This window comes from Pseudomonas sp. B6002, assembly GCF_013385985.1.
GTDB lineage: Bacteria > Pseudomonadota > Gammaproteobacteria > Pseudomonadales > Pseudomonadaceae > Aquipseudomonas.
Map to the genome: position 1 here is coordinate 208,500 of NZ_JACAOY010000002.1, position 25,908 is coordinate 234,407.

The window sequence follows — 25,908 nt, forward strand, 5'->3', positions numbered from 1 at the left end:
AAGGACGCCATCGCCGGCAAGCCGGCTCCTACAAGGTGTTGTGGTGGGCCGTTAGGTTGGTAGGTGGCCCAACGGCAACGCTCCCGGAGTCTTTACGGTCTGGATCGCGAAGTTGCTGCGGATATCCCTCACCCCCGGCAGCTTCAACAGGCTGCCGGTGACAAACCGCTCATACCCACGCAAATCCGGCACCACCACCTGCAACAGAAAGTCCGACTCCCCCGACACCAGGAACGCCGAGATCACCTCGGGCAGTGCCGTCACCGCCTCACGAAAGGCATTGGCCTCGGTGTCGTTATGCCGCTCTACCTTCACGCCCACAAACACCATCATGCCCAGGCCCACTTCATCGCGATCCAGTGTGGCCTGGTAGCCCCGAATGACCCCGGCTTCTTCGAGCAGACGCACGCGGCGCAGGCAAGGTGAAGCAGACAGGCCAATCTCGTCGGCCAGTTGCACGTTGCTCAGGCGACCATCCCGTTGCAGGGCTTCTAGAATCTTGCGGTCAAAAGCATCGAGTTTCAGATTTGGCATAAGTGAATGGTCTTTGTAGTTGTTAGTGGTAGATAGTGCCAAGACTAGCCGATTTATCAGCTGACTACGCAACCACCTGCCCCGCCTTTGCACCCTAGAATTTGCCAACCATTCAAGGGGGTGAAACATGGCGGAGCTCTGGTTGTTTTTGGTGGCCCTTTCGGTGGCGTATCTGCTGCCGGGGCCGGACATGATCCTGCTGCTGCAAACCGGCGCCCGCCAGGGCAAGGCCCTGGCGCTGACCACGGCGATTGGCCTGGGGGTTGCCCGGGTGTGCCACGTGGCGTTGGCCGGCATGGGCTTGGCGACCCTGTTCAAGGTGGCGCCGTGGACCTTTGACGTGGTGCGCCTGGGCGGCGCGGCCTACCTGTTGTGGTTGGGTGTGCAATGCCTGCGCGCGAACCTGTTGCCCAACCTCGACCCGACACACGCCATCACACAGGCCCACGCCTGGCGCGAAGCCTTCCAGCGTGGCCTGTTGACCAACCTGCTCAACCCCAAGGCGCTGCTGTTCTGTTCGGTGCTGCTGCCGCAGTTCATCAACCCGCAGGCCGGCCCGGTGGCGGCGCAGTTTGCCTTGCTGGGTGTGATCCTGGTGGCGGTCGGTTTTGCCTTCGACTGCTGCTACGCCCTGGCCGGTGCGCGCATCGGCCGATGGCTGGCGCACAATCGTTCGGCGCAGCGGGTGCAGCAATGGTTGTTCGGCAGTCTTTTGATCGGTTTTGCGGTACGCCTCACCTTTGTGCAACACGCCTGAGCGGTCCGGCGTATCCACGTCATCTTTTGTATCAAAGACGCGTGTAAGATACGCCGCACTTAGCCAGGGATGCTCACCATGTTCGATTCGTTGAAAGCGATCAGCCGCCGTATAACCAGTGCGTTACTGACTGTGGTGGGGGCCGTCTTTGGCGAATGGCATCCGCCGTTCTGGCTGCGCGCTATCGGCCGTGGCCTGGCGAACCTGGGCCACAAGGCCCGCGCCTATCCACGCCAAGCCGGTGCTGGTGTGCTGGGCCTGGCGTTATTGGCCGGCGCCGGTTTCTATGGCTGGCAGTGGTATTCCCACCTGCCGCAGCCCCACACCGTGGGCTACTCGCTGCACAAGCCGAACCTGACCGACTACACCCAGCAGCCACCGGTTGTGGATAACTTGCAGGTGCGCTTTGCCGAATCCGTGGCCCCGCTGGCCGCCATTGGCAAGCCGGTCACAGAAGGCATCACCCTCAAACCACCCGTGGCGGGCGCCTGGCGCTGGACCGATGACCGCACCCTGCAGTTCGTGCCGGAAAAAGACTGGCCGGTAGACGCCCATTACACCCTGGACCTGGCCAAGAAAAAGCTGCTGGCCGACGGTGTGTTGCTCAGCCAGTACAGCAGCCAGTTTTCCACCCAACCGTTCCGCGCCACCCTGGCGCAAAACGAGCTGTACCAGGACCCGTCCAACCCGACGCTGAAACAACTGGTGGCGACCTTCCATTTTTCCCACCCGGTGGATGAAGACAACCTGCGGAAACGCGTGTCGGTGACCCTCGGCAAAGGCCTGGCCTACCGCGACGCCCAGTTGCCCAACCGCCCGGAAGTCACCTTCGACGACACCAAGCTCAACGCCTACGTCCGCTCCGCCGCCCTGGCGACGCCGCTGGAAAGCACGCCGGTCAGCGCCAAGCTCGATGAAGGCATCAAGGCCCGTGACGGCGGCAACGCCAGCACCGCGCCGCTGGTCTCGGAAGTCACCGTGCCCGGCCGCTATCGCCTGACCTTCACCGGCGCCGAAGTGAGTTTTGTCGACAACCAGCGCGGTGAGCCAGAGCCGGTGCTGATGTTCAGCAGCTCCAGCGCCGTCGCCGACGAGACCATCGCCGGTAAGGTCCAGGCCTGGCTGCTGCCGGAAAAAGCCCAGGACGATACGCGCCCCTATAACAGCAACGACATCGACGACGCCCTGCTCGCCCGCAGCACCAAGGTCACCCTGACCCACGTGCCCAGCGTCGAACCGCTGAACACCCTGCACGCTTTCAAGTTCAAGGCCCCGGCCGGTCGCGCCATTTACGTGCGCGTGCCTGCCAACCTGGAAGCCATTGGCGGCTACCTGGCGAAAAACCCTACGGCCTCGCTGATCAGCATGCCGGCGTACCCGCGCACCCTGCAGTTCCTGTCTGACGGCGCGTTGCTCAGCCTCAACGGCGAAAAACGGCTGGGCTTCATGGCCCGTGGCGTGCCCGGCGCCCACGTGGAAATCGCCCGCCTGCTGCCTAACCAGTTGCAACACCTGGTGGACCAGAGCAGCGGCAGCTTTGCCCGACCGAACTTTGGCAACGAATACTTCGACCGCATGGTTGAGCGTCAGTCGCTGGACATTCCCCTGTCGTCCAACGACCCGGCAAAAACCGTCTACGACAATGTGGACCTCAGCCACTACCTCACCGCCAACGGCGGGCGGCGCGGCATTTTCGTGCTCAAGCTCAGCCCGCAGGATGACCCGGCCACCCGCACCTTCGAGTACGACCGCAGCAGCACCAGCGACCTGCGCTTCATCGTGGTGACGGACCTCGGCATCATCGCCAAGCGCTCCAGTGACGGCAGCCATGATGTATATGTGCAATCCATCGGCAACGGTTCGCCGGTGTCTGACGCCCAAGTCGACATCATCGGCCGCAACGGCTTGCCGGTGAGCAGCGGCCGCACGGACGCCGAAGGCCACGCGCATTTCGCCAAGCTGGATGAACTGCGCCGTGAGAAAACGCCCCTGATGTATGTGGTCACACGTGGCAATGACCAGTCGTTCCTGCCGATTGCCCGCCAGTCCCAGCAGTTGGATTTGTCGCGCTTCGACGTAGGCGGTCTGGAAGAGGACGGTGCGATTGATCGCCTCAGCGCCTACCTGTTCACCGACCGTGGCCTGTACCGGCCGGGCGAGACCGCGCACCTGGGCATGATCGTGCGCAGCGGCAACTGGAAAGGCGCCCTGCAGGGCTTGCCCGTCGAGCTGCAAATCACCGACCCACGGGGCCTGGAAGTGATTCGCCAACCCCTGAAACTGTCGGCCAGCGGCTTTGAAACCTTTGATTTCCCCAGCAGCGAAGTCGCCCCCGCCGGTGAGTACACCGCGACCTTGCAGTTGATTGGCGAGAAGCAGACCCGCACCGACCTGGGCAGTGTCAGCTTTAAGGTGCGGGATTTCGAGCCGGACCGCATGAAGGTCAGCCTGAGCCTGCACGACACGCCGGTGCTGGGTTGGATTCCACCGGACCAGGTGGTGGCCAAGGTCACGGCCATGCACCTGTTCGGCGCCCCGGCGTCCGGCCGCCGCGTCACCGCGAAAATGTCCCTGAGCCCAACGCTCGCGGCGTTCGACCGCTACCCGGATTACCGTTTCCGCCTGAACAACGCCCTGGAAGACGCCAGCACCGAAGACCTGGCCGAAACCACCGTGGATGACAACGGCCAGGCCACGCTCGACCTCAACCTGCAACGCTTCGCCAACAGCACCTATCGCCTGCAGGTGATGACCCAGGTGTTCGAAGCCGAGGGCGGTCGTAACGTGGCGGCGCAAAACGCCTTGCTGGTGTCGTCCGCGCCTTACCTGGTCGGTGTGAAAAGCCAGGATTCGCTGTCGTACGTCGCCAAGGATGCGCCGCGCCAGGTGCAATGGCTGGCCGTCGCGCCAGACCTTACGCCGCTCGCGATAGACGGCCTGACCACTGAAGTGGTGGAACACCGTTACGTGTCGGTGCTGGTGAAGCAGTCCAACGGCACCTACAAATACGAGTCGCGCATCAAGAACATCAGCCAACCGGCTTCACCGCTGGTGATGACCAAAGACGGCGCCAAGCAGGCCCTGAACACCGGTACGCCGGGGGATTTCACCCTGCAACTCAAGGATGCCAACGGCAACCTGCTTAACCAGATCGACTACAGCGTGGCCGGGCGCGGCAACACTTCGCGCTCCCTGGAGCGCAACGCCGAACTGCAACTGCGCCTGGATAAACGCAGCTATGCCACCGGTGATGAGATCGCCATCAGCATCCGCGCGCCGTACACCGGCGCGGGCTTGATTACCATCGAGCGCGACAAGGTCTACACCCAGCAGTGGTTCAAGGCCGACAGCACCAACAGCGTGCAGCACATCCGTGTGCCAGCGGGGCTTGAGGGCAATGCCTACGTCAACGTGCAGTTTGTGCGGGACATGGGTTCGGCCGAGGTATACATGAGCCCGCTGTCCTATGGCGTGGTGCCGTTCAGCATCAACCTGGATGCGCGGCGCATGGCGCTGAAGGTCGAAGGCCCGGCGAAGATCGAGCCGGGGCAGACCCTGGACATCAAGGTCACCGCCGACCGCCCGGGCCGTGCCGTGGTTTACGCGGTGGACGAAGGCATCCTGCAAGTGGCGCGCTACCAGACGCCGGACCCGCTGGGCTTCTTCTTCCAGAAACGTGCGTTGGAGGTCGGCACCAGTCAGATCCTTGACCTGATCCTGCCGGAATTCAGCCGCCTGCTCAGTGGGGCAGCGCCTGGTGGTGACACCGAAGGCACCTTGGCCAACCACCTCAACCCGTTCAAGCGTAAACACCAGCCGCCTGTGGCGTGGTGGTCCGGCTTGGTGGACCTGCCGGCCGGTGAAACCGTGCTGCACTATCAGGTGCCGGACAGCTTCAACGGCAAGCTGCACCTGTTTGCAGTGGCGGTGGATAACGACAGCGTCGGCGTCAGCGACGCCAACACGGAAGTGCGCGGGCCGATCGTGATCACGCCAAACGTCCCCGCTTTTGTAGCGCCGGGCGATGTGTTCAACGTGAGCGCCGGGGTGTTCAGCAACCTCGACGCCGCGGCGGATGTGAAGTTTGAACTGCAGACCAGCGACGGCTTGAACGTTCAGGGCGACAAGGGCAGCACGCTGTCGCTGCAACCGCGCAAGGAAGGCACGGCCGAGTTCAAGATCAAGGTCGGCGAAACCCTGGGTTCGGCGGACCTGCGCTTTGTCGCCGTGCTGCCGGATGGCAAGCGAGTCCAGGTGGCGGAAACCACCTCGGTCCGCCCATTGAGCGAGCACCGCGTGGCCTTGAGCCTGGGCCGTTTCGACGGCGCCAACAAAGAACTCAAGCCCACCCGCGAACTGTTCAGCCAACTGCGCGATGTGCAAGTGGGCGTGGCTGCGTCGCCGCTGGTATGGGCCAATGGCCTCAAGCATTACCTGGACGACTACGGCTATGCCTGCACCGAGCAATTGGTGTCCAAGGCCATGCCGGCGCTGATCTGGGGCGGCAACGCGCCGGAAGCCGAACAGGCGTTCACAGGCGCGGTGCGCATGTTGCGCCAGCGTCAGAACGGGGCCGGTGGTTTTGGTCTGTGGGCGGCCAACCCGGATGTAGCGCCTTACGCCAGCCTGTACGCCACTGACTTCCTGATCGAAGCCAAGGAACGTGGGCTGCCAGTGCCGGAGGACCTGCTGGTGCGGTCCAATGCGTACCTGACCGACCTGGCCAACGGCCCGAGCGAAGGCTTGTCGGAATTGCGCAACCGCGCCTACGCCAGTTACCTGCTGAGCCGTCAGGGGATTCTGGTGAGCGGTGCGTTGAGTGATATCCGCGAGCGTTACGAGAGCTACTTCAAGGACACCTGGCAGAACGACCTGGGCGCTGCGTACCTGGCCGCCAGCTACAAGCTGCTCAAGCAGGATCGCCAGGCCGACACGCTGTTCCGCAAAATCCCGTGGCGTTCCCTTGTGGATAAGTGGGACAGCGACGGCCTGTACTACGACCCGCTGGTGCACGACGCAGAACACCTGCACCTGCTGGCACGGCACTTCCCGGAGATGATCGACGACGTGCCGACGGCGCTGCTGGATAAACTCGGCAAACGTCTCAACGAACAGCGTTACAACTCGCTGTCGGCCGCGCTGTTGCTGCGTGCCCTGGATAACTACGGCCAACGTGCGCAAAGCGACATGACCCTCAAGGCCACCGCGTGGCTGAGTGACAAACAACAGCAATTGCTGGAAATGGCTGGCCAGCCACCCCGCGCGGCCGTGCCGAGCGCCACGCAGAAACTGGTAATGGAAAAAACCGACGGCCCGGCCGCGTTCTACATGCTCAGCGAAGCCGGCTTCGACAAGGGTGCCAAGCTCAAGTCGATCACCAACGGCCTGGAAATCATCCACGAATACCTCGACCTCAAGGGCGACCCGGTGAGCAAAGTCGCCGTCGGCGATGAGTTCCTGGTGCGCCTGCGCCTGCGGGCTACCGACCGCGATCAAGTGCAACAGGTGGCCGTGGTCGACCTGCTGCCGGGCGGGGTCGAGCCTGTGTATAACCTGCCGCCGGAGCCGGAAGCCGCGAGCACCGAGGAAAGTGAAGGCGACGATGCCGAGTACGTGGAAACCAGCGAAGACAACCAAGAGGCCGATGCCTGGCAAGCACCGATCGGTGAAACCGAGCTGAGCAACTGGCAGCCGGACTACGTCGACGTGCGTGATGACCGAGTGGTGTTGTACGGCACCGCGCTGCGCGATGTAGGCACTTTCGTGTACCGCGTACGCGCCACCAACGCCGGGACCTTCAATACGCCACCGGCTTATGCCGAAGGCATGTACGAAACCACCCTGCAAGGGCGCGGCAAAGTAGGCCAGCTTGAAATTACCAAGCCTTAAACGCCTGGCGCCGCTGTTTGTAGCGGCGGTGGTGCTGGCGGGGTTGCGGCTTTGGCCGCACGCCCCGCTGGAACAGGCCGTGACCTCATCACGGGTGGTGCTGGCCGACGACGGCTCACTGCTGCGCATGACACTGGCAGACGACGGGCAATACCGCTTGTGGCTCCCCCTGGAGCGGATGTCGCCTTCATTGGTCGAAGCCTTGTTGCTCAAGGAGGACCGTAATTTCTACTGGCACCCGGGGGTCAATCCTCCGGCATTGCTGCGGGCGGCCATGGCCACCTACAGCGGTGGCCAGCGCCAGGGCGGCTCGACCTTGAGCATGCAATTGGCACGACGCCTGTGGGACCTGAACACCCGCCAGGTACCGGGCAAGGTGCAGCAGATGGCCCTGGCGCTGTGGCTGGAGGCGCGCTACAGCAAGCACGACATCCTTGAGGCCTACCTGAACCTGGCGCCCATGGGCGGCAATATCGAAGGCGCCGAGGCGGCCAGCCGGATCTATTTTGGCAAGTCGGCGGCGCAGCTTTCGTTGTCTGAAGCGCTGGCGCTGGCGGTGATCCCCCAACAACCCGGGCGGCGTGCGCGCTTCGGGCCATCGCTGCAAAACGCCAGGCTGCGCTTGATGGCCGACTGGCGCGCCACTTATCCACAGGACCCACGCAACGACAGCTTGCTGGACTTGCCCCTGGAAGCGCGCAACCGCCAGCAGATCCCGTTCCTGGCGCCGCACCTGAGTGAACAGCTGCTGGCGTCCCAGCCGGGCAACGAGCTGAACAGCACGCTCAACTTGCCACTGCAGCAATTGCTGGAACGCCTGATTACCGGCTTTATCGCCGAGCGGCGCAGCACCGGTGTAGAAAACGCCACGGCCATTCTCATCGACAGCCGCGACCAGAGCGTAAAGGCGCTGGTGGGCTCGGCGGATTACTTATCCACAGGCATTCACGGCCAGGTCAACGGTGTGCTGTCACGGCGCTCGCCCGGGTCGACGCTCAAACCGTTCCTGTACGGGCTGGCGCTGGATCAGGGGGTGATTCACCCCATGAGCATCCTCAAGGACCTGCCGAGTAACTTCGGCTACTTCCAGCCGGAAAATTTCGACGGCAGTTTTGTCGGGCCACTGACGGCGCGGGATGCGTTGATTCGTAGCCGCAATATCCCGGCCGTGTGGCTGGCCAGCCAGGTGAAGTCGCCGTCGCTGTACGGGTTGCTGCAACGCACCGGCATCAAGGGCCTGCGCGACGAAAGCCATTACGGCCTGGCCCTGGCGCTCGGCGGTGGCGAGATGACCCCGGAAGAGCTGGCCCGGCTGTACGTGATGCTGGCCGGCGACGGGCATTTGCGGCCGTTGCGCTATCTGCAGGAACAGCCTCAATCCACCGGCCCGCAACTGCTCACGCCCCAAGCAGCATTCATGGTGCGCGACATGTTGCGCCGCAACCCACGCCCCGACGGGTTGCCGAGCCGTCATTGGCGCACCGCCTGGAAAACAGGCACCTCCTGGGGGTTTCACGATGCGTGGAGTGCCGGCCTGGTGGGCCCCTACGTGCTGGTGGTGTGGGTGGGCAACTTCGATGGCCGGCCGAACCCGGCGTTTATCGGGGCCAAGACCGCCGCGCCGTTGTTCTTCCGCATCGCCGACGCGTTGCCCCTGGCCTTGCCCAACGTGGTGATCAAACCCGACAAGCCGCCCGTGGGGCTGGTGCGCATCGACGTCTGCGCCGCGTCCGGCGAGCTGCCCAACCGCTGGTGCCCGCAAACCCGCAAGACCTGGTACATCCCCGGCGTGTCGCCGATTCGTGTGTCCAACCTGCATCGCCCGGTGCTGATCGACACCCGCACCGGCAAGGCCGCGTGCCCGCCCTTCGATGCCCAATACACCCGTGAAGAAGTATTCGAATTCTGGCCCAGCGACGTGCAACGCCTGTACCGCGCGGCCGGCCTGCCTCGGCGCACGCCACCCAACGTGATGAAAAACTGCCAGCCCACTCGCATCAGTGACACGAGCGAAGCACCGCAGATCCGCTCGCCACTGACCCAGGTGAGCTATCAGTTGCGCCTGTCTCAACCCCAGGAAAGCATCCCGCTGAACGCCAACGCCGCCAGCGATGCCGTGACGCTGTACTGGTTCGCCGACCAGACCCTGATCGCCCAGGGCCCGCCGCAAGCCCTGTTGAACTGGCGGCCGGGCAAGTCGGGGGAGTATCGGTTGCGGGTCACCGATGATCAGGGGCGCAGCACCAGCCGGGGGCTGAAAGTGGAGTTTGTGCCCTGATCAGGCGTCTTCGTCACTGAAACTGCCTTTGCTCACGCGTTTGGCAAAATGTTGATACGCCACGCCCATCTTGCGTTGCTCAAACAGCGAGAACGCCAGGGTGCCGAGCAAGATCAGCATCCAGATCAAAAATTGCTTCAATGCATCCACATGGGCGACAAACAACAGCAAGGCCACCACCCCGCCGATGACTGCTCCCAACCCTGCCCACGCGCCGAGTACACGTCCCACGGCCAGGCGTATCCCTTTGGGCAGCAACAACCGGGTCCAGATCAGCACCATGAAAATCGTCAGCATGAAGCCGAACGCCGCCATGAACGGAATCGGAAAACCACCTTCGCGGTATAGCCAGGCGAGCAACTGATACACCGGACCCTGTCCGGCCATCTGTGGATAAGTGTCGGGCCCCGGTAAATGCAGTTGCGCAAAATGGGCCGGGGTCATGGCCATCACGCCGACGCCGAGCAGCCCGACTATCGCGCCATAGAAGCCACCGGCACGCCATAACGGCGCCAGCACACGACGGTTTTCCACATCAGCGGTCAGCGCCACGCCAAACACGGCTTTCGGGTCCTTGCCCTGTGCGATTACCGTATGGCCATCGCGCTCACAGGCGTCGCCGATCAGCATCACGTCCAGGTCCTGTACCAGCAGAATTTCGCCCTGGCGTCGGGAACTGCCCAGCAACGCGTATTCGTCAGGCGATTTATTGCCAAACAGGTCAATGCCCTCGGCAATCACCGCCATCTCACCGCTGGCGTCCTTCAGGCGAAAGTCATTGCAGCGCGCCTCGCCAGACACTCGGCTCCAGCTCCAATCGCCATCTTTGTCTTGGGTGCCCTCTTCGACAATCCACACATAACCCACGCACGGCTTGCCATTGACCGGCGACAGCATCGTCTTGTCCGCAATGACCTTGCCGCGCACCTCCACCAGGCCCATGGCCAACGAGCGTATCTGGCTGGTGGCCAGGCGCTGTTCGGTTTTGTAGAAGTTTGGGCCAAAGCTGACCAGCAGGCCGATCAGGATGAGCATCGGGAAAAACAGCGCGATCAGGATGTTCGGCGCGTACACCATCAAGGCGATAAAACCGGCGAGGAACATCAGGCCCAGCGCCGTTTTCCACTTCGGCTTTTTCACCACAACGCCCGCCTGAGTGGTTTTCATACCCCCGGCACCTCAAGCTTCACGCCTTCGTAACGGGTTTCTTCGGCACTGATGGCCAGCAGCGGGATGCGCTGATAGCTGAGCATCCGCGCAAAGAACAGGTCGGGGAACACCGCAATGGCGATGTTGTAGAGGTTGACCGACTCATTGAAGAACTCGCGGCGGTCGGCAATGCGCTCCTCCACGGCCGAGATGGCTTGCTGCAACTCGACCATGTTGGGGCCGGAGATCAATGTCGGGTAACCCTCCGCCACCGCAATCACCGACTTGAGCGCCGCGTTCAACTGGTTGGACGCATCGACCTTGTCGTTGAGGCTGCTGGCATTCAGGTACTGCTGGCGCGCATCGCTGAGCCGGGTGAACAGCGCGTGCTCATGATTCATGGCGGTCTGCACCACACGCATCAAGTCCGGGATCTGATCAGCCCGCTGCTTGAGCAGCACGTCGATGTTGGCAAACGCTTTATCCACATCGTTACGCCGCATCACCAGGCCGTTGTAGACCCCCACCATCCAGCCCACCAGGCCGACGACAATGATCAGCACAACGATGCCGGCGATTAGCAGTTCGATATTCATGGTGAGCACGTCCCTGGGTGAGTTATCCACAGGGGGCATTCTAGGGTTAAAGCGGTGTAATACACTCGGACTTAGTGCACAGAAATGAGAAGAGCCGGGCTCAAGCCCAGAAACGTCGGTGTAAATCAGGAAATATCAGTTGCGCAAACCAGACAGGCAAACCTGGGAAGATTGACCGCGACTTTGTTGAAGGCGCCTCGACCACTCCCAGGTCAATGAGCTTTCTTAGCTGATCACTTGCGACCCGGTCATGAAGGCCTGAGAAAACTTTGAAGTCAGCGCGCAGAATTTCCCCTTGGGTCAGCAGGATATGGACGGCCTTGGCCATCTCCTGCTTCACACCAGCCTGTATAAATCGCGGTTCAAGCCCGATGACTCGTTCAAGTCGATGGCGCAGGCTAACGAGGCCCATGGATTGCTCAACGTAGTCCATTTGATCAATGCACACCTGCAACATGAACTCCACGAAGCCAATCAACCCGGCCTGGGTTAGTTGGCCACGGCCGTCGAGATCACCTCGACGAGGCTGATCTGCAGCCCGCAGTTGACCGTAGTATTCGTCCTGCTTGCGCGCCAGCCCCCTGGACAACGACCAAAGCGGCGAGGCAAGTCCAAGTCGCATGAGTTGCAGATGGGTCATCATGCGAACTACGCGGCCATTGCCATCTTCAAAGGGGTGCACAAATGCAAGGCGATGATGATAGGCCAGCGAGCCGAGGATGCGTGGCGTCAGATCCGGCTGCCTGCCATACACGTGCTGAAGCCGAGTCAACATAGGGGCCACCGATTCCCATGCCGGTGCAGCGTGGTCGCCCACCAAGACGTTACGCTGAGAGGAACCACGCAGCTGGCCAGGCACCAGCAAGCGCCCATCACTCAAGCGTAAATCCTCATCGCTTGCCCCCGCGAACAGGCGACGATGAACCATGGACACCAGCTCTGGTACAAAGAACTCATCCCAGGGAGCATCAACGGATTTGGGGCGTCGCAATACCCTTTCCAGCAGCTGCTGGACGCCGATATGGCTTTCGGCCAATGCCCTGAGTTCTTTTGGGTCACGCCTTGGCACGCGGGCGGACAACGTCGCCGGCTCGGTGAATTGACCTTCGATCAGGTTGCTGTAGTAGCTATTGGTAATCCGCATAAGGCCGCCGATGCGGCTGGCCGTCTCTTTGGGCAGCAAGCCTGTCAGCCTCCCTGCGCGAAACCCGAGCGTTTCGGCGGTGCGCACCACTGACGCAGGAAACCCCGGGGATGGCCAGACAGGTTCAAGCCAGTGGTTTCCCGAGATAAATTCATGCGCCATTGGCTTCACCTTTTCCGATTTATTTTCTGATCTTTTTTTACCCTTCGACCAATAATAGCCTGGGTTAAAGCCCAATGTATGGAAACATTAAGCGACTAATTTTCCGATTTATTTTCTGATCCGTTTTCCTACGGTCTGGCGTAAGAAAACTCTTCGTGTAATGCCATTCGCACCACCTCATTTCGGTCCACCTTGCCCAGCGCATTACGCGGGATGGTCTGGCTCAACACGATGCGCTGGGGCAACTTGAACGGCGCCAGACGCGTGCGCAGCCAGGCGAGAAGTTCATCCGCCGTGGTGCCGGCAGCCTCCTGTTCCAGCTTGACCAGCACCACCACGCGTTGCCCGGCGTTGCAATCCGGCGCGCCGGCCACGGCAGCGTCGGCGATTGCCGGGTGCAGGATCAGTTGGTTTTCCACTTCCACCGGGGAGATCTTGTCGGTGAAGCAGACGATCTGGTCTTTGCAGCGCCCCACAAAACGAAACTCGCCGTTGGGTTCCTGCTGCATCAGGTCGCCGGATGAAAACCAGCCATCACGGCTGTGGCTGATGATGTCGCCGGGGCCGGTCCAGTAGCCAAGGCTCAGGTTGGGGCCGCACATCTGCAATTCGCCCACCTCGCCCGGGGCCACGGCCACGCCGTTGGCGTCCACCAGGCGCGCGCGCCCAGGCACGGCGGTGAGGGTGTCCCAGGCGGAGCCGAAGGCCATGCTGCCCAGGCATTCCGTCAGGCCGTAGGTGTTGTTCAGGCGCAGGTCAAAGGTGTCCTGAAAGGTCTCGGCCACCCTCGGCCGGCACGCGTCGCCGCCAATCCCGCAGACTTTCAACGAGCTGAGATCCCGTGGGCGCCTGCGCTGGGCGTCCACCAGCGGCGGGCAGATAAACGGCGCGACAAACAGCATGGAGCCGCCCTCTTGCTCGATGGCGTCGAGCAGTTTGTCGGCATCGAAGCGGCTGAACATGACTTCCTGGCAGCCCTTGATGATTGTCGCCATCAACACGAACGAGCCAGACACATGGGCCACCGGCGTGCTGCCGAGGGTGCACGAATCCAGATCCAGCTGCCACGCGCCCAAGGCGCCGACCACGTGGGCAATCGCACGCTGGTTGTAGGCCACCAGCTTGGGCATGCCGGTGGTGCCAGAGGTTGCCAACAGCAAGCAGGTTGAGTCGATATCACCGGGCACTGCCGCCGTTTGCGGGCTGCCTTCGCCCAGCAGCGCATACCAGTTCGTGCTGCTGAAGGTGCGCGTGCGTTCGATAGCCGCGTCGTCTATCTGGGCGATGACGGGTTGCAAATCCGCTTCATGGATAAACAGCCGAGGCCGCAGCCAGCCCAGGAACTCCTCCAGCTCCCGCGCAGTGAATTCAGTCTTGAGCGGCACCATGATTGCGCCGCTCATCATCGCGGCAAACAGGAACACCGCATACAGCGGCGAGGTGCGCACCAGCATGACGATACGATCACCTGGCTCGACGCCCTCACGCTTGAACCCATTGCTCAGGCGCACTACCTCACCGGCCAAGCGGTGATAGGACCACACGTCACCGTCGGCAATCAGGGCAATGGCGTTGGGCCGTTCGGCCGCGTGCTGGAACAGTGCCTGCAACGGGGCTTGCGAGGCGGACAGGGCTTCAAGGGGTTCGAAACAGGTCAGCATGATGGTCTTCCAGGGGTGGCTTGGCGCGTTCTCCCCAAGGGAACACCTGGAAGGGCCGGTTTATTTCGTGAAGGTTCGTTTACACACAAACGGCCGCTCACATCCGTGTGGCGAGGGCGCTTGTTCCCTCGCCACAAAGACAGCGTCAGGCGACGACTTCGTCGAGGAAGCTGTAATCGATGTAACCCTCACCACGGCCGCCGTAGAAGGTGTTGCGGTCGTAATCATTGAGCGGCGCGCCGCTGCGCAGGCGCTCCGGCAGGTCGGGGTTGGAGATGAAGAGCCGACCGAACGCGACCAGGTCGGCATCGCCCGCTGCGATGATTTCCTCGGCGGTTTCCCGTGAGAATCCGCCGGCCGCCAGGATCGGTCCCTTGAAGATACCGCGCAGGCTTTTGGAGGCCACGGCGGGGACGTTCAGCTCGATGTCTTCGTAACCGCGAATGCGCGGCTCGATGACGTGCAGGTAGGCCAGGCCAAAGCGGTTGAGTGCCTCGGCCAGGTAACCGAAGGTCGCGGCCGGGTTGCTGTCGGACATGGTGCCGAACTGGCCGCTCGGTGAGATGCGCACGGCAACGCGATTGCCGCCCCACACCGAGACCAGTGCCTCGACGACATCGAGCATGAACCGCGCGCGGTTCTCGATCGGGCCGCCATAAGCGTCGTCGCGGTGGTTGGAGCCGTCCTGCAGGAACTGGTCCGGCAGGTAACCGTTGGCGCCATGCAGTTCTACGCCGTCAAAGCCTGCGGCCTTGGCGCGTTCTGCCCCACGGCGGAATTCTTCGATGACGCCTGGAATCTCGTCGATCCTGAGTGCACGGGGCACCACCTGATCCACCTCGGCGATGCTGTCGCCGTCGCGGATCACCGATTTTTCTTCACCGCGAATCGCCGAAGGGGCGACGGGTTGCGCACCGTCCAGGTTGCCCGGGTGCGCCTGGCGGCCGCCGTGCCAGATTTGCAGGTAGATGCTGGCGCCCTTGGCGTGCACGGCGTCGGTCACACGCTTCCAGCCAGCCACTTGCGCATCGGTGTAGATGCCGGGCGCGAGCGCATAAGCGATACCCATGGGCGACACGCTGGTGGCTTCGGCGATCAGCAGCCCGCCTTTGGTGGCGCGCTGGGTGTAGTACTCGACCATCAGGTCGCCGGGTACATCGCCGGTTTCGGTGCGCAGGCGGGTAAGCGGTGCAAGCACGACGCGGTGAGCCAGGTTGAGGGTGCCGACTTGGGTGGAGCTGAATAGCTTGGTCATGATGAGTTCCGTGTTTTTGAGTGGATGCGGTGACTAGACCTGGGCGATGCCGCCATCGACAAACAGGTCGATACCGGCCACGAAGCTGCTGTCTTCAGAGGCGAGAAAGAGGGCAACCGATGCCACCTCTTCAGGCCGGCCAAGGCGACCGAGGGGAGTGGCTTGTGCGAACTGAACGCGCAGGGCGTCAGCCTCTTCGGGCGTGGATACCTGGCTGTCCATGATCGGCGTATCGATGGCGCCCGGGCTGATGGTGTTGACCCGGATGCCGCGGTCTTTCAGCTCCATCGTCCAGGTGCGAGCAAACGAGCGGACCGCTGCCTTGCTGGCGCTGTAGGTGCCGTAGGTGGGGTAGCCTTTGACTCCGGCAATCGAGCCGGTGAGGATGACGCTGGCGCCATCGCGCAGCAGCGGCAATGCCTTCTGCACGGTGAGCGCGAGGCCGCGCACGTTGACGTCGAAGGTCTTGTCGTAGTGTTCGGTGGAAAATGCTTCCAGGGGGCGAAGCTCCACCACACCTGCGTTGGCAAAGAGCACATCCAGCTTGCCCTTCGCCTGCTCGACCGTGGCGTAGAGCCGGTCGAGGTCGCGGGGCTCGGACGCGTCGCCCCGCACCGCCGTGATGTCGCCGCCAATCAGGCTGACGGCGTTGTCCAGTTCAGATTGGCGGCGGCCGAAGATGAAAACGCTGGCGCCTTCATCGACGAAACGCTTGGCTGTCGCCAGCCCGATACCGCTGTTGCCGCCTGTGATGACGGCGACCTTGCCTTGTAGCCTGGCCATGCAGTGCTCCACCTGATGAGTGCCCGTGGGTTACGGACCAAGGACTCAACGGTACTGAGGGAGGCACATGCCTTGTAGAGGGTGACCAAGCATGAAGGTTATTCCAGATCAGAATAGCTTGGCCTTGAGCAAGAGGATCAGGTCGGCGGGGATGCCGTTGCCATCCGCGATTCCACGAACGCAATAAAAGCCCGCGCCTTGGCGCTGGCCTGACGACCCGTGGGGAACACGGCCCACAGGTCGATAGAGGGCAGTGTCCAGTCTTGCAGCACGGGTTTCACGGTTCCGGCCTTTAGCTCGGGGGCGAACATCCATTCGGAGGAGATGGTGAGGCCCAGCCCGGCCAGCACCGCTTCACGAATACCTTCAGCCGCACTGATGCGCAGTCGCCCGCGAACGGTCACGGTGGTTTTTTCCGAACCTTGCTGGAACGCCCACACCGCGCCACCGCCCCGTTGGTCGTAGACGACGGCTTGATGGGACGCCACATCCGCAGGTACCTGCGGCTCGCCAGCGCTTTCGAAATAGGCCGGCGTGCCGAGCACCAGGCGGCGAGACTGGGCGATTTTCCTGGCGGTCAAACCGGAGTCGACCAGGTCGCCCATCCTCAACGCCACGTCGATGCCGGCTTCGATGAGATCGACGTTGCGATCATCCAGCACCACCTCGACTTCCAGCGACGGGTGCTCCGCAAGGAACTGCCCCAGGTGCGGCACGATGTGCAGCCGTGCAAAGGTCACGGCGGCGCAAATCCGCAAACGGCCGGTCAGCGCCGTCGCGGCACCCCGCGCGGCCATGTCCGCCTCGTCGGCCTCTTCGATCGAACGTTTGGCGTGTTCGTAGAAGTTTTGTCCGGCTTCGGTGGGTGTCAGGCCGTGGGTCGAACGCAACAGCAGGCGCACACCCAGCCGCTCTTCGAGCTGGGCGATGGCTTTTGAAATCGCCGGCTGCCCCACATGAAGCTGGCGTGCCGCACCGGAAAACGAACCGGTTTCGATGACGCGTACCAGGGCTTCCATGGCAGCCAGTCGATTCATGACGGGTTACTCCACGGTCACCGACTTCGCCAGGTTGCGCGGCTGGTCGACGTCGGTGCCCTTGAGCACGGCGACGTAGTACGACAGCAACTGCAGCGGGATGGTGTAGAGGATCGGCGACAAGGTGTCGTGGATGTGCGGCATGTTGATGACGTGGGTGCCTTCACCGTTGGTCATGCCAGCTTTTTCGTCGGCGAACACGATCAATTGGCCGCCACGGGCGCGCACTTCCTGCAGGTTCGACTTGAGCTTCTCCAGCAGTTCGTTGTTAGGCGCAACGGTGACCACCGGCATGTCGTCATCCACCAGGGCCAGTGGGCCGTGTTTCAGCTCGCCGGCCGGGTAGGCTTCGGCGTGGATGTACGAAATTTCCTTGAGTTTGAGCGAACCTTCCATCGCCACCGGGTACTGCGCGCCACGGCCGAGGAACAGGGTGTGGTTCTTGTCGGCAAACAGCTCGGCGACTTTTTCCACGGTGCTGTCCATCGCCAGGGCTTCGCCCAGACGGGTCGGCAAACGACGCAGTTCTTCTACCAGCGTGGCTTCGACGCCCTCGGCGAGGGTGCCGCGCACTTGGCCCAGGGACAAGGTCAGCAGCAGCAGGCCGACCAACTGGGTGGTGAAGGCCTTGGTGGACGCTACGCCGATTTCGCGACCGGCCTGGGTCAGCAGGGTCAGGTCGGATTCACGCACCAGGGAGCTGATGCTGACGTTGCAGATCGCCAGGCTGCCGAGGAAACCCAGCTCCTTGGCATTGCGCAGCGCGGCCAGGGTGTCGGCGGTTTCGCCGGACTGGGAGATGGTCACGAACAGGGTATCGGGCTGCACCACCACCTTGCGATAGCGGAACTCACTGGCGACTTCGACCTGGCACGGGATACCGGCCAGCTCTTCCAGCCAGTAACGCGCAACCATACCGGCGTGGTAGCTGGTGCCACAGGCAACGATCTGCACATTGCGTACTTTGGCGAACAGCTCGGCGGCTTGCGGGCCGAAGGCATTGACCAGCACCTGGTTCTGGCTCAGGCGACCTTCAAGGGTGCGCTGCACCACGGAAGGCTGCTCGTGGATTTCCTTGAGCATGAAGTGGCGGAACTCGCCCTTGTCGGCAGCCTCGGCACCGTCACGGTATTGCACGGCTTCGCGCTCGACGGAATTGCCGTTGACGTCCCAGATCTGCACGCTTTCACGGCGGATGTCGGCAATGTCGCCTTCTTCCAGGTACATGAAGCGGTCAGTGACCTGGCGCAGGGCCAGTTGGTCGGAGGCGAGGAAGTTTTCCCCCAGGCCCAGGCCGATCACCAGCGGGCTGCCACTGCGAGCGGCAACCACGCGGTCGGGTTGGCTGGCGGACACGACGGCCAGGCCGTAGGCACCGTGCAGTTCCTTCACGGTGGCTTTCAGGGCCACGGTCAGGTCGCCCAGGGTCTTGAGCTTGTGGTTCAGCAGGTGCGCGATGACTTCGGTGTCGGTGTCCGAGGTGAACACGTAGCCCAGGCCTTTAAGTTGTTCACGCAGTACTTCGTGGTTCTCGATGATGCCGTTGTGCACCACGGCCAGGTCGCCGGAGAAATGCGGGTGGGCGTTACGCTCACAAGGGGCACCGTGGGTGGCCCAACGGGTGTGGGCGATGCCCAAACGGCCAACCAGCGGCTCGCCGGCCAAGGCCTGTTCCAACTCGCTGACCTTGCCCGGGCGACGCATGCGCTCAAGCTTGCCGGCGTTGGTGAAGACCGCCACACCGGCGCTGTCGTAGCCGCGGTATTCGAGGCGCTTGAGGCCTTCGAGCAAGATGGCGGTAACGTTGCGTTCAGCGACTGCGCCTACAATTCCACACATGGTGTTTCTCCTAGATGATTGCCGCGCATATCAGCGTAATGCCGCGGGCTTGGATCTGGTCGCGGGCCTCAAGCGGCAGGCGATCATCGGTAATAAGGGTATGGACGCTGCTCCAGGGCAGTTCCAGGTTGGGAATCTTGCGGCCGATCTTGTCGGATTCGACCATCACCACCACTTCACGGGCGACCTCGGCCATCACACGGCTCAGGCCCAACAGTTCGTTGAAGGTGGTGGTACCACGCTGCAGATCGATGCCGTCGGCGCCGATGAACAGTTGATCAAAGTCGTAGGAACGCAGCACCTGCTCGGCAACCTGGCCCTGGAACGAGTCCGAATGCGGGTCCCAGGTGCCGCCGGTCATCAACAGCACCGGTTCGTGTTCCAGCTCACTCAAGGCGCTGGCCACGTGCAGGGAGTTGGTCATCACCACCAGACCGGGCTGGTGGCCCAGCTCCGGGATCATGGCGGCGGTGGTACTGCCGCTGTCGATGATGATGCGGGCGTGCTCACGCAGGCGCATCACGGCGGCACGCGCGATGGCGCGCTTGTACACCGAGATGGGCTGGGCGGCGTCACCCACCAGTTCCTGGGGCATGGTGATTGCACCGCCGTAGCGGCGCAGCAACAGACCATTGCTTTCGAGGGCAGCCAAGTCCTTACGGATGGTGACTTCCGAGGTTTCGAAACGCTTGGCCAATTCGTCCACGCTGACTTCGCCCTGTTCATTGAGCAAAGTCAGAATGTTGTGGCGCCGTTGGGGTGTATTTCGTTTCGACATGGTGATGATAAGTTTCGTTTCGAAAGATAACGAAGGCAATAAAAACCTATTGGCGAAAGATCGTCAAGCAGGGCGAGCAAATTTTTTGGGTCATCACAAACCAAATGTGGGAGCTGGCTTGCCTGCGATGGCGGAGTGTCAGGAGACACCCATCTTGGATGTCAGACCGCTATCGCAGGCAAGCCAGCTCCCACAGGGAACCGCACTAGGCCATAGAGCTGTGGATAACTCAGCTCTTTTTGATTTTGACCGGGCGTTTCCAGCCGTCGATGTTGCGCTGGCGGGCACGGGCCACGCCGAGCTGCAAGTTATCCACATCCACGTTGATGGTTGAACCGGCCGCTGTGGTGGCACCATCGCCGACTTTCACCGGAGCGACCAACGAGTTGTTGGAGCCGATGAACACGTCTTCGCCCAATACGGTCTGGTGCTTGTTGGCTCCATCGTAGTTGCAGGTGATGGTACCCGCGCCAATGTTGGTGCGCGCGCCAACCACAGCATCCCCCAGGTAGGTCAAATGACCGGCCTTGGCGCCCTCGCCCAGGTGGGCGTTTTTCAGTTCGACAAAGTTACCCACATGGGCCTTGGCCTCCAGCACGCTGCCAGGGCGCAGGCGTGCAAACGGGCCGGCATCGCTGCCCTCGCCCATCACGGCACCTTCCAAGTGGCTGTTGGCCTTGACCACCACGCCTTTGCGCAGGGTGCTGTCCTTGATCACGCAGTTAGGCCCGATCACCACGTCGTCTTCGATGATCACGCGGCCTTCGAGGATCACGTTGATATCGATCAGCACGTCACGGCCGACGGTGACTTCGCCGCGTACATCAAAGCGAGCCGGGTCGCGCAGGGTTACGCCCTGGGCCATCAGGCGGCGGCCTTCACGCAGCTGGTAGTGACGCTCAAGCTCCGCAAGCTGCTTGCGGTCGTTGGCGCCCTGCACTTCCATCGGGTCGTGGGGCTGTTCCGTGGCAACCAGCAGGCCATCGCTCACGGCCATCTCGATGACGTCAGTGAGGTAGTACTCGCCCTGGGCGTTGTTGTTGGACAGGCGGCTCATCCAGTCGGCGAGCTTGTTGCCAGGCACCGCCATAATGCCGGTGTTGCCTTCGGTGATGGCGCGCTGGGCTTCGCTGGCATCCTTGTGCTCGACGATGGCGGCAACCTTTCCGCTGGCGTCACGCACAATGCGACCGTAGCCGGTGGGGTCATCCAGCTCTACGGTGAGTAGGCCCATTTGGCCAGGCACCACGTGCTTGAGCAGGCGCTGCAGGGTTTCGACTTCGATCAGCGGCACGTCGCCGTAGAGGATCAGCACGGTGTCGGCGGTAATAAATGGCACGGCTTGCGCAGTGGCGTGGCCGGTGCCGAGTTGTTTGTCTTGCAATACGAAATTCAGGTCGTCGGCCGCCAAGCGTTCACGCACCACATCGGCACCGTGGCCGATCACCACGTGGATGCGCTGTGGATCAAGTTGCCGGGCGCTGTGGATAACGTGGCCCAGCATGGAATTGCCGGCAACCGGGTGCAGCACCTTGGGCAGGGCTGAACGCATGCGGGTGCCCTGGCCTGCGGCGAGAATGACGATTTCAAGAGACATGAATGGCTACCAATCCTGGGCGGTCCGGCTTCAGACCAGAGAAGTGTTTTGCTGAAAAAGAAAAAGGGTAGCCGAGGCTACCCTTTTTAATCAATCGCGCTTGAAGCATGACGGCGTGGCCGCTTACTTCTTGCGGATCTGCTGGAGCGTGCGCAGCTGGGCTGCAGCCTCGGCCAGACGTACAGCAGCAGCGCTGTAGTCGAAGTCCGCACCCTTTTCGTTCAGGGCCTTCTCGGCAGCCTTGACGGCTTCCTGAGCGGAGGCTTCATCCAGGTCGCCAGCACGTTGCACGGTGTCGGCAAGTACCTTGACCATGTTCGGCTGAACCTCGAGGAAACCACCAGAGATGTAAAACACCTCTTTTTCCCCGCCTTGCTTGGTCAGCGTGATAGGACCTGGCTTCAAGCTGGTGATCAACGGCGCGTGGCCCATGGCAATACCCAGGTCACCCAGGTCGCCGTGTGCAATCACCATTTCTACCAGACCGGAGAAGATTTCCCCTTCCGCGCTGACGATATCGCAATGGACTGTCATAGCCATCTGATTGCCTCAACCTGATGAGCGCCCGTTGCCGGGCGCTTGGATTACAGTTTCTTGGCTTTCTCGATCGCTTCTTCGATGCCGCCGACCATGTAGAACGCTTGTTCTGGCAGGTGGTCGTAGTCACCGTTGAGGATGCCTTTGAAGCCAGCAATGGTGTCTTTCAGGGAAACGTATTTACCCGAGGCACCGGTGAAGACTTCAGCCACGAAGAACGGCTGCGACAAGAAACGCTGGATCTTACGAGCACGGTTTACCAACTGCTTGTCGGCTTCCGACAGCTCGTCCATACCCAGGATCGCAATGATGTCCTTCAGTTCTTTGTAACGCTGCAGCACGTACTGAACGCCGCGAGCGGTGTCGTAGTGCTCCTGGCCGATCACGTTCGGGTCCAGCTGGCGCGAAGTCGAGTCGAGTGGATCGACCGCTGGGTAGATACCCAGGGAAGCGATGTCACGGGACAGTACGACGGTGGCGTCCAAGTGGGCGAAGGTGGTCGCAGGCGACGGGTCAGTCAAGTCATCCGCAGGTACGTATACCGCTTGGATCGAGGTGATCGAACCTTCTTTGGTCGAAGTGATACGTTCTTGCAGAACGCCCATCTCTTCGGCCAGGGTCGGCTGGTAACCTACTGCCGAAGGCATACGGCCCAGCAGTGCGGATACTTCAGTACCGGCCAGGGTGTAACGGTAGATGTTGTCGACGAACAGCAGAACGTCGTTACCTTCGTCACGGAACTTCTCGGCCATGGTCAGGCCAGTCAGTGCTACGCGCAGACGGTTTCCCGGCGGCTCGTTCATCTGACCGTAAACCAGTGCCACTTTGTCCAGAACGTTGGAGTCCTTCATCTCGTGGTAGAAGTCGTTACCCTCACGAGTACGCTCACCCACACCGGCGAACACGGAATAACCGCTGTGCTCGATGGCGATGTTACGGATCAGTTCCATCATGTTTACGGTCTTGCCTACACCGGCACCACCGAACAGACCGACTTTACCGCCCTTGGCGAACGGGCAAACCAGGTCGATAACCTTGATGCCGGTTTCCAGCAGGTCGTTGCCGCCAGCTTGCTCCGCGAACGAAGGTGCTGGACGGTGAATGCCCCAACGCTCTTCGGTGTCGATCGGGCCAGCTTCGTCGATCGGGTTGCCCAGTACGTCCATGATCCGGCCCAGGGTCGCTTTACCGACCGGTACGGAGATGGCTGCGCCAGAGTCGACAACGTCCAGACCGCGCTTCAAGCCTTCGGTGGAACCCATCGCAATGGTACGAACTACGCCGTCGCCCAGCTGCTGCTGAACTTCCAGAGTAGTTTCCGCGCCTTGTACTTTCAGCGCGTTGTAGATGCTCGGTACGCTGTCGCGTGGAAATTCCACGTCGATAACGGCGCCGATGATTTGAACGATACGTCCGCTACTCATAGCTGGATCCTCTGAATATTTGAACCGTTAAACCGCGGCAGCGCCGCCGACGATTTCCGAGATCTCTTGGGTGATCGCAGCCTGACGCGCCTTGTTGTAGATCAGCTGCAAATCGCTGATCAGATCACCGGCGTTATCGGTAGCGTTTTTCATCGCGATCATCCGCGCCGCTTGTTCAGCTGCGTTGTTCTCGACCACCGCCTGGTACACCTGCGACTCCACGTAGCGCACCATCAAGCCGTCAAGCAGCTCTTTGGCGTCTGGTTCGTAGAGGTAGTCCCAGTGGTGCTTGAGTTCCTGATCCGGAGTCGCCACCAGTGGAATCAATTGCTCCACGGTTGGCTGCTGGGTCATGGTGTTGATGAACTTGTTGGATACCACGGACAGGCGGTCAATCCGGCCTTCCAGGTACGCATCCAGCATCACCTTCACACTGCCGATCAAATCATTGATCGACGGCTCTTCACCCAGGTGGCTGATAGCTGCAACGACGTTACCGCCGAAGTTGCGGAAAAAGGCCGCACCCTTGCTACCAACAACACACAGATCGATCTCGACGCCCTTTTCGCGGTTTACCGCCATGTCCTTGACCAGGGCCTTGAACAGGTTGGTATTCAAACCACCGCACAAACCACGGTCACTGCTCACTACCACATAACCCACACGCTTAACTTCGCGGTCGATCATGAATGGGTGGCGGTATTCCGGGTTGGCGTTGGCCAAATGCCCAATTACCTGGCGGATACGCTCCGCATAAGGACGGCTAGCAGCCATGCGCATTTGTGCCTTGCGCATTTTGCTGACCGCCACTTTTTCCATGGCGCTGGTAATTTTTTGCGTGCTTTTGATGCTCGCAATCTTACTGCGAATCTCTTTTGCGCCTGCCATGTAACACCTATCAGGTTAGCAAGCGGGAGCCTTGCGGCTCCCGCTGCGGCTTACCAGGTTTGGGTGGCCTTGAACTTCTCGATACCGGCTTTCATGCCAGCGTCGATTTCGTCATTGAAGTCACCCTTCACGTTGATCTTGGCCAACAAGTCGGCGTGATCGCGGTTGAAGTAAGCAATCAGCGCTTGTTCGAAGCTGCCGACCTTGGTGATTTCGACGTCAGTCAGGAACCCACGCTCAGCGGCATACAGCGACAACGCCATGTCAGCGATCGACATTGGGGCGTATTGCTTCTGCTTCATCAGCTCGGTAACGCGCTGACCATGCTCAAGTTGCTTACGGGTCGCTTCGTCCAGGTCAGAAGCGAACTGGGCGAATGCCGCCAGTTCACGGTACTGAGCCAGAGCGGTACGGATACCACCGGAGAGCTTCTTGATGATCTTGGTCTGAGCGGCACCACCCACACGGGATACCGAAACACCGGCGTTCACTGCAGGGCGGATGCCCGAGTTGAACATGGCCGATTCCAGGAAGATCTGACCGTCGGTGATGGAAATCACGTTGGTCGGAACGAACGCGGAAACGTCGCCAGCCTGGGTTTCGATGATCGGCAGTGCGGTCAGGGAACCGGTTTTGCCGGTCACTGCGCCGTTGGTGAACTTCTCTACATACTCTTCCGAAACGCGGGATGCGCGCTCCAGCAGACGGGAGTGGAGATAGAACACGTCGCCTGGGTAAGCTTCACGGCCTGGTGGACGGCGCAGCAGCAGGGAAATCTGGCGGTAAGCCACTGCTTGCTTGGACAGATCGTCATAAACGATCAGCGCGTCTTCACCGCGGTCGCGGAAGTATTCGCCCATGGTGCAACCGGAGTACGGTGCCAGGAATTGCAGCGCAGGAGATTCCGAAGCACTGGCAGCCACGATGATCGTGTTGGCCAGGGCGCCGTTTTCTTCCAGCTTGCGAACCACGTTGGCGATGGTCGATTGTTTCTGACCGATGGCTACGTAGACGCAGAAAATGCCGCTGTCTTTCTGGTTGATGATCGCGTCGATCGCCAGAGCGGTCTTACCGATCTGACGGTCACCGATGATCAGCTCACGCTGGCCACGGCCGACTGGGATCATGGCATCGACAGCCTTGTAGCCAGTCTGTACAGGCTGGTCTACCGACTTACGCCAGATCACGCCTGGAGCAACTTTCTCGACCGCGTCGGTCTCGGTGTTGCCCAGTGGACCTTTACCGTCAACAGGGTTACCCAGTGCGTCGACTACGCGACCCAGCAGTTCCTTACCTACCGGAACTTCCAGGATGCGGCCAGTGCACTTGGCGCTCATGCCTTCAGCCAGACTGGTGTACGCGCCCAATACAACGGCACCTACGGAGTCTTGCTCCAGGTTGAGGGCCATACCGTAGACGCCGCCCGGAAACTCGATCATCTCGCCGTACATGACGTCGGCCAGACCGTGAATCCGCACGATGCCGTCAGATACGCTGACGACAGTGCCTTCGTTACGGGCTTGGGAGGTCACATCGAGCTTGTCGATGCGGCCCTTGATAATTTCACTTATTTCGGAAGGATTGAGTTGCTGCATTGCTC

The 25,908-nt window shown here is 61.5% G+C and carries 18 protein-coding genes; 3 read left to right on the top strand and 15 right to left on the bottom strand.

The features are described from left to right. Positions 1-51: 51 nt before the first annotated feature. Entirely contained in the window at positions 52-525 is a 474-nt protein-coding gene (locus HX792_RS02110) for an Lrp/AsnC family transcriptional regulator (RefSeq protein WP_176994674.1), read from the bottom strand. Between the two features lie 136 nt (positions 526-661). Between HX792_RS02110 and HX792_RS02115 the strand changes: the two genes are divergently transcribed. The 3 genes from HX792_RS02115 (at position 662) to pbpC (ending at position 9,458) form a co-directional block, all read left to right on the top strand. After that, positions 662-1,291, top strand: coding sequence for a LysE family translocator (locus HX792_RS02115; protein ID WP_176994557.1), 630 nt, complete (start codon positions 662-664; stop codon positions 1,289-1,291). A 78-nt stretch (positions 1,292-1,369) separates the two neighbouring features. Next, positions 1,370-7,180: an alpha-2-macroglobulin gene (locus HX792_RS02120; protein ID WP_176994558.1), complete on the top strand. Its 5,811-nt coding sequence runs from the start codon at positions 1,370-1,372 to the stop codon at positions 7,178-7,180. Beyond that, positions 7,161-9,458, top strand: coding sequence for a penicillin-binding protein 1C (pbpC, locus tag HX792_RS02125; RefSeq protein WP_176994559.1), 2,298 nt, complete (start codon positions 7,161-7,163; stop codon positions 9,456-9,458). The genes HX792_RS02120 and pbpC overlap by 20 nt, the downstream gene beginning before the upstream one ends. Here the strand turns inward: pbpC and HX792_RS02130 are convergent, their stop codons facing one another. The 14 genes from HX792_RS02130 to atpA form a co-directional block, all read right to left on the bottom strand. Continuing rightward, entirely contained in the window at positions 9,459-10,625 is a 1,167-nt protein-coding gene (locus HX792_RS02130) for a hypothetical protein (protein WP_176994560.1), read from the bottom strand. Next, on the bottom strand, positions 10,622-11,203 hold the full coding sequence (locus HX792_RS02135) for a LemA family protein (RefSeq protein WP_176994561.1): 582 nt from the start codon (positions 11,201-11,203) through the stop codon (positions 10,622-10,624). Before HX792_RS02135 ends, HX792_RS02130 begins: the two co-directional genes overlap by 4 nt. A 100-nt stretch (positions 11,204-11,303) precedes the next feature. Continuing rightward, entirely contained in the window at positions 11,304-12,509 is a 1,206-nt protein-coding gene (locus HX792_RS02140) for a Fic family protein (protein WP_176994562.1), read from the bottom strand. Between the two features lie 128 nt (positions 12,510-12,637). Further along, positions 12,638-14,170 (bottom strand): class I adenylate-forming enzyme family protein, encoded by a 1,533-nt coding sequence (locus HX792_RS02145; protein ID WP_176994563.1) that lies wholly within the window; start codon positions 14,168-14,170, stop codon positions 12,638-12,640. A 145-nt stretch (positions 14,171-14,315) separates the two neighbouring features. Then, positions 14,316-15,425 carry an alkene reductase gene (locus tag HX792_RS02150; protein ID WP_176994564.1) on the bottom strand — a complete coding sequence of 370 codons (1,110 nt, stop codon included), beginning with the start codon at positions 15,423-15,425 and terminating at the stop codon, positions 14,316-14,318. A 33-nt stretch (positions 15,426-15,458) separates the two neighbouring features. After that, complete coding sequence (locus HX792_RS02155) at positions 15,459-16,208, bottom strand: SDR family NAD(P)-dependent oxidoreductase (protein WP_176994565.1); 750 nt, start codon at positions 16,206-16,208, stop codon at positions 15,459-15,461. A gap of 137 nt (positions 16,209-16,345) precedes the next feature. After that, positions 16,346-17,245, bottom strand: coding sequence for a LysR family transcriptional regulator (locus HX792_RS02160; RefSeq protein WP_176994566.1), 900 nt, complete (start codon positions 17,243-17,245; stop codon positions 16,346-16,348). 6 nt (positions 17,246-17,251) lie between these two features. Continuing rightward, a complete protein-coding gene (gene glmS, locus HX792_RS02165; protein WP_176994567.1) occupies positions 17,252-19,084 on the bottom strand; it encodes a glutamine--fructose-6-phosphate transaminase (isomerizing) in 1,833 nt (610 codons plus the stop codon). A 10-nt stretch (positions 19,085-19,094) separates the two neighbouring features. Next, a complete protein-coding gene (locus HX792_RS02170) occupies positions 19,095-19,862 on the bottom strand; it encodes a DeoR/GlpR family DNA-binding transcription regulator (RefSeq protein ID WP_122716288.1) in 768 nt (255 codons plus the stop codon). A 229-nt stretch (positions 19,863-20,091) separates the two neighbouring features. Continuing rightward, positions 20,092-21,459: a bifunctional UDP-N-acetylglucosamine diphosphorylase/glucosamine-1-phosphate N-acetyltransferase GlmU gene (glmU, locus tag HX792_RS02175; protein ID WP_176994568.1), complete on the bottom strand. Its 1,368-nt coding sequence runs from the start codon at positions 21,457-21,459 to the stop codon at positions 20,092-20,094. 123 nt (positions 21,460-21,582) lie between these two features. Continuing rightward, positions 21,583-21,999: a F0F1 ATP synthase subunit epsilon gene (locus HX792_RS02180; protein WP_015886644.1), complete on the bottom strand. Its 417-nt coding sequence runs from the start codon at positions 21,997-21,999 to the stop codon at positions 21,583-21,585. Positions 22,000-22,043: 44 nt separating this feature from the next. Continuing rightward, the gene (gene atpD / locus HX792_RS02185) at positions 22,044-23,420 is read right to left on the bottom strand and encodes a F0F1 ATP synthase subunit beta (RefSeq protein WP_176994569.1); all 1,377 of its coding nucleotides are present in this window, start codon (positions 23,418-23,420) and stop codon (positions 22,044-22,046) included. Between the two features lie 27 nt (positions 23,421-23,447). After that, on the bottom strand, positions 23,448-24,308 hold the full coding sequence (gene atpG / locus HX792_RS02190) for a F0F1 ATP synthase subunit gamma (RefSeq protein ID WP_010207685.1): 861 nt from the start codon (positions 24,306-24,308) through the stop codon (positions 23,448-23,450). A gap of 50 nt (positions 24,309-24,358) precedes the next feature. Continuing rightward, positions 24,359-25,903 carry a F0F1 ATP synthase subunit alpha gene (gene atpA / locus HX792_RS02195; RefSeq protein WP_016970694.1) on the bottom strand — a complete coding sequence of 515 codons (1,545 nt, stop codon included), beginning with the start codon at positions 25,901-25,903 and terminating at the stop codon, positions 24,359-24,361. Positions 25,904-25,908 lie beyond the last annotated feature (5 nt).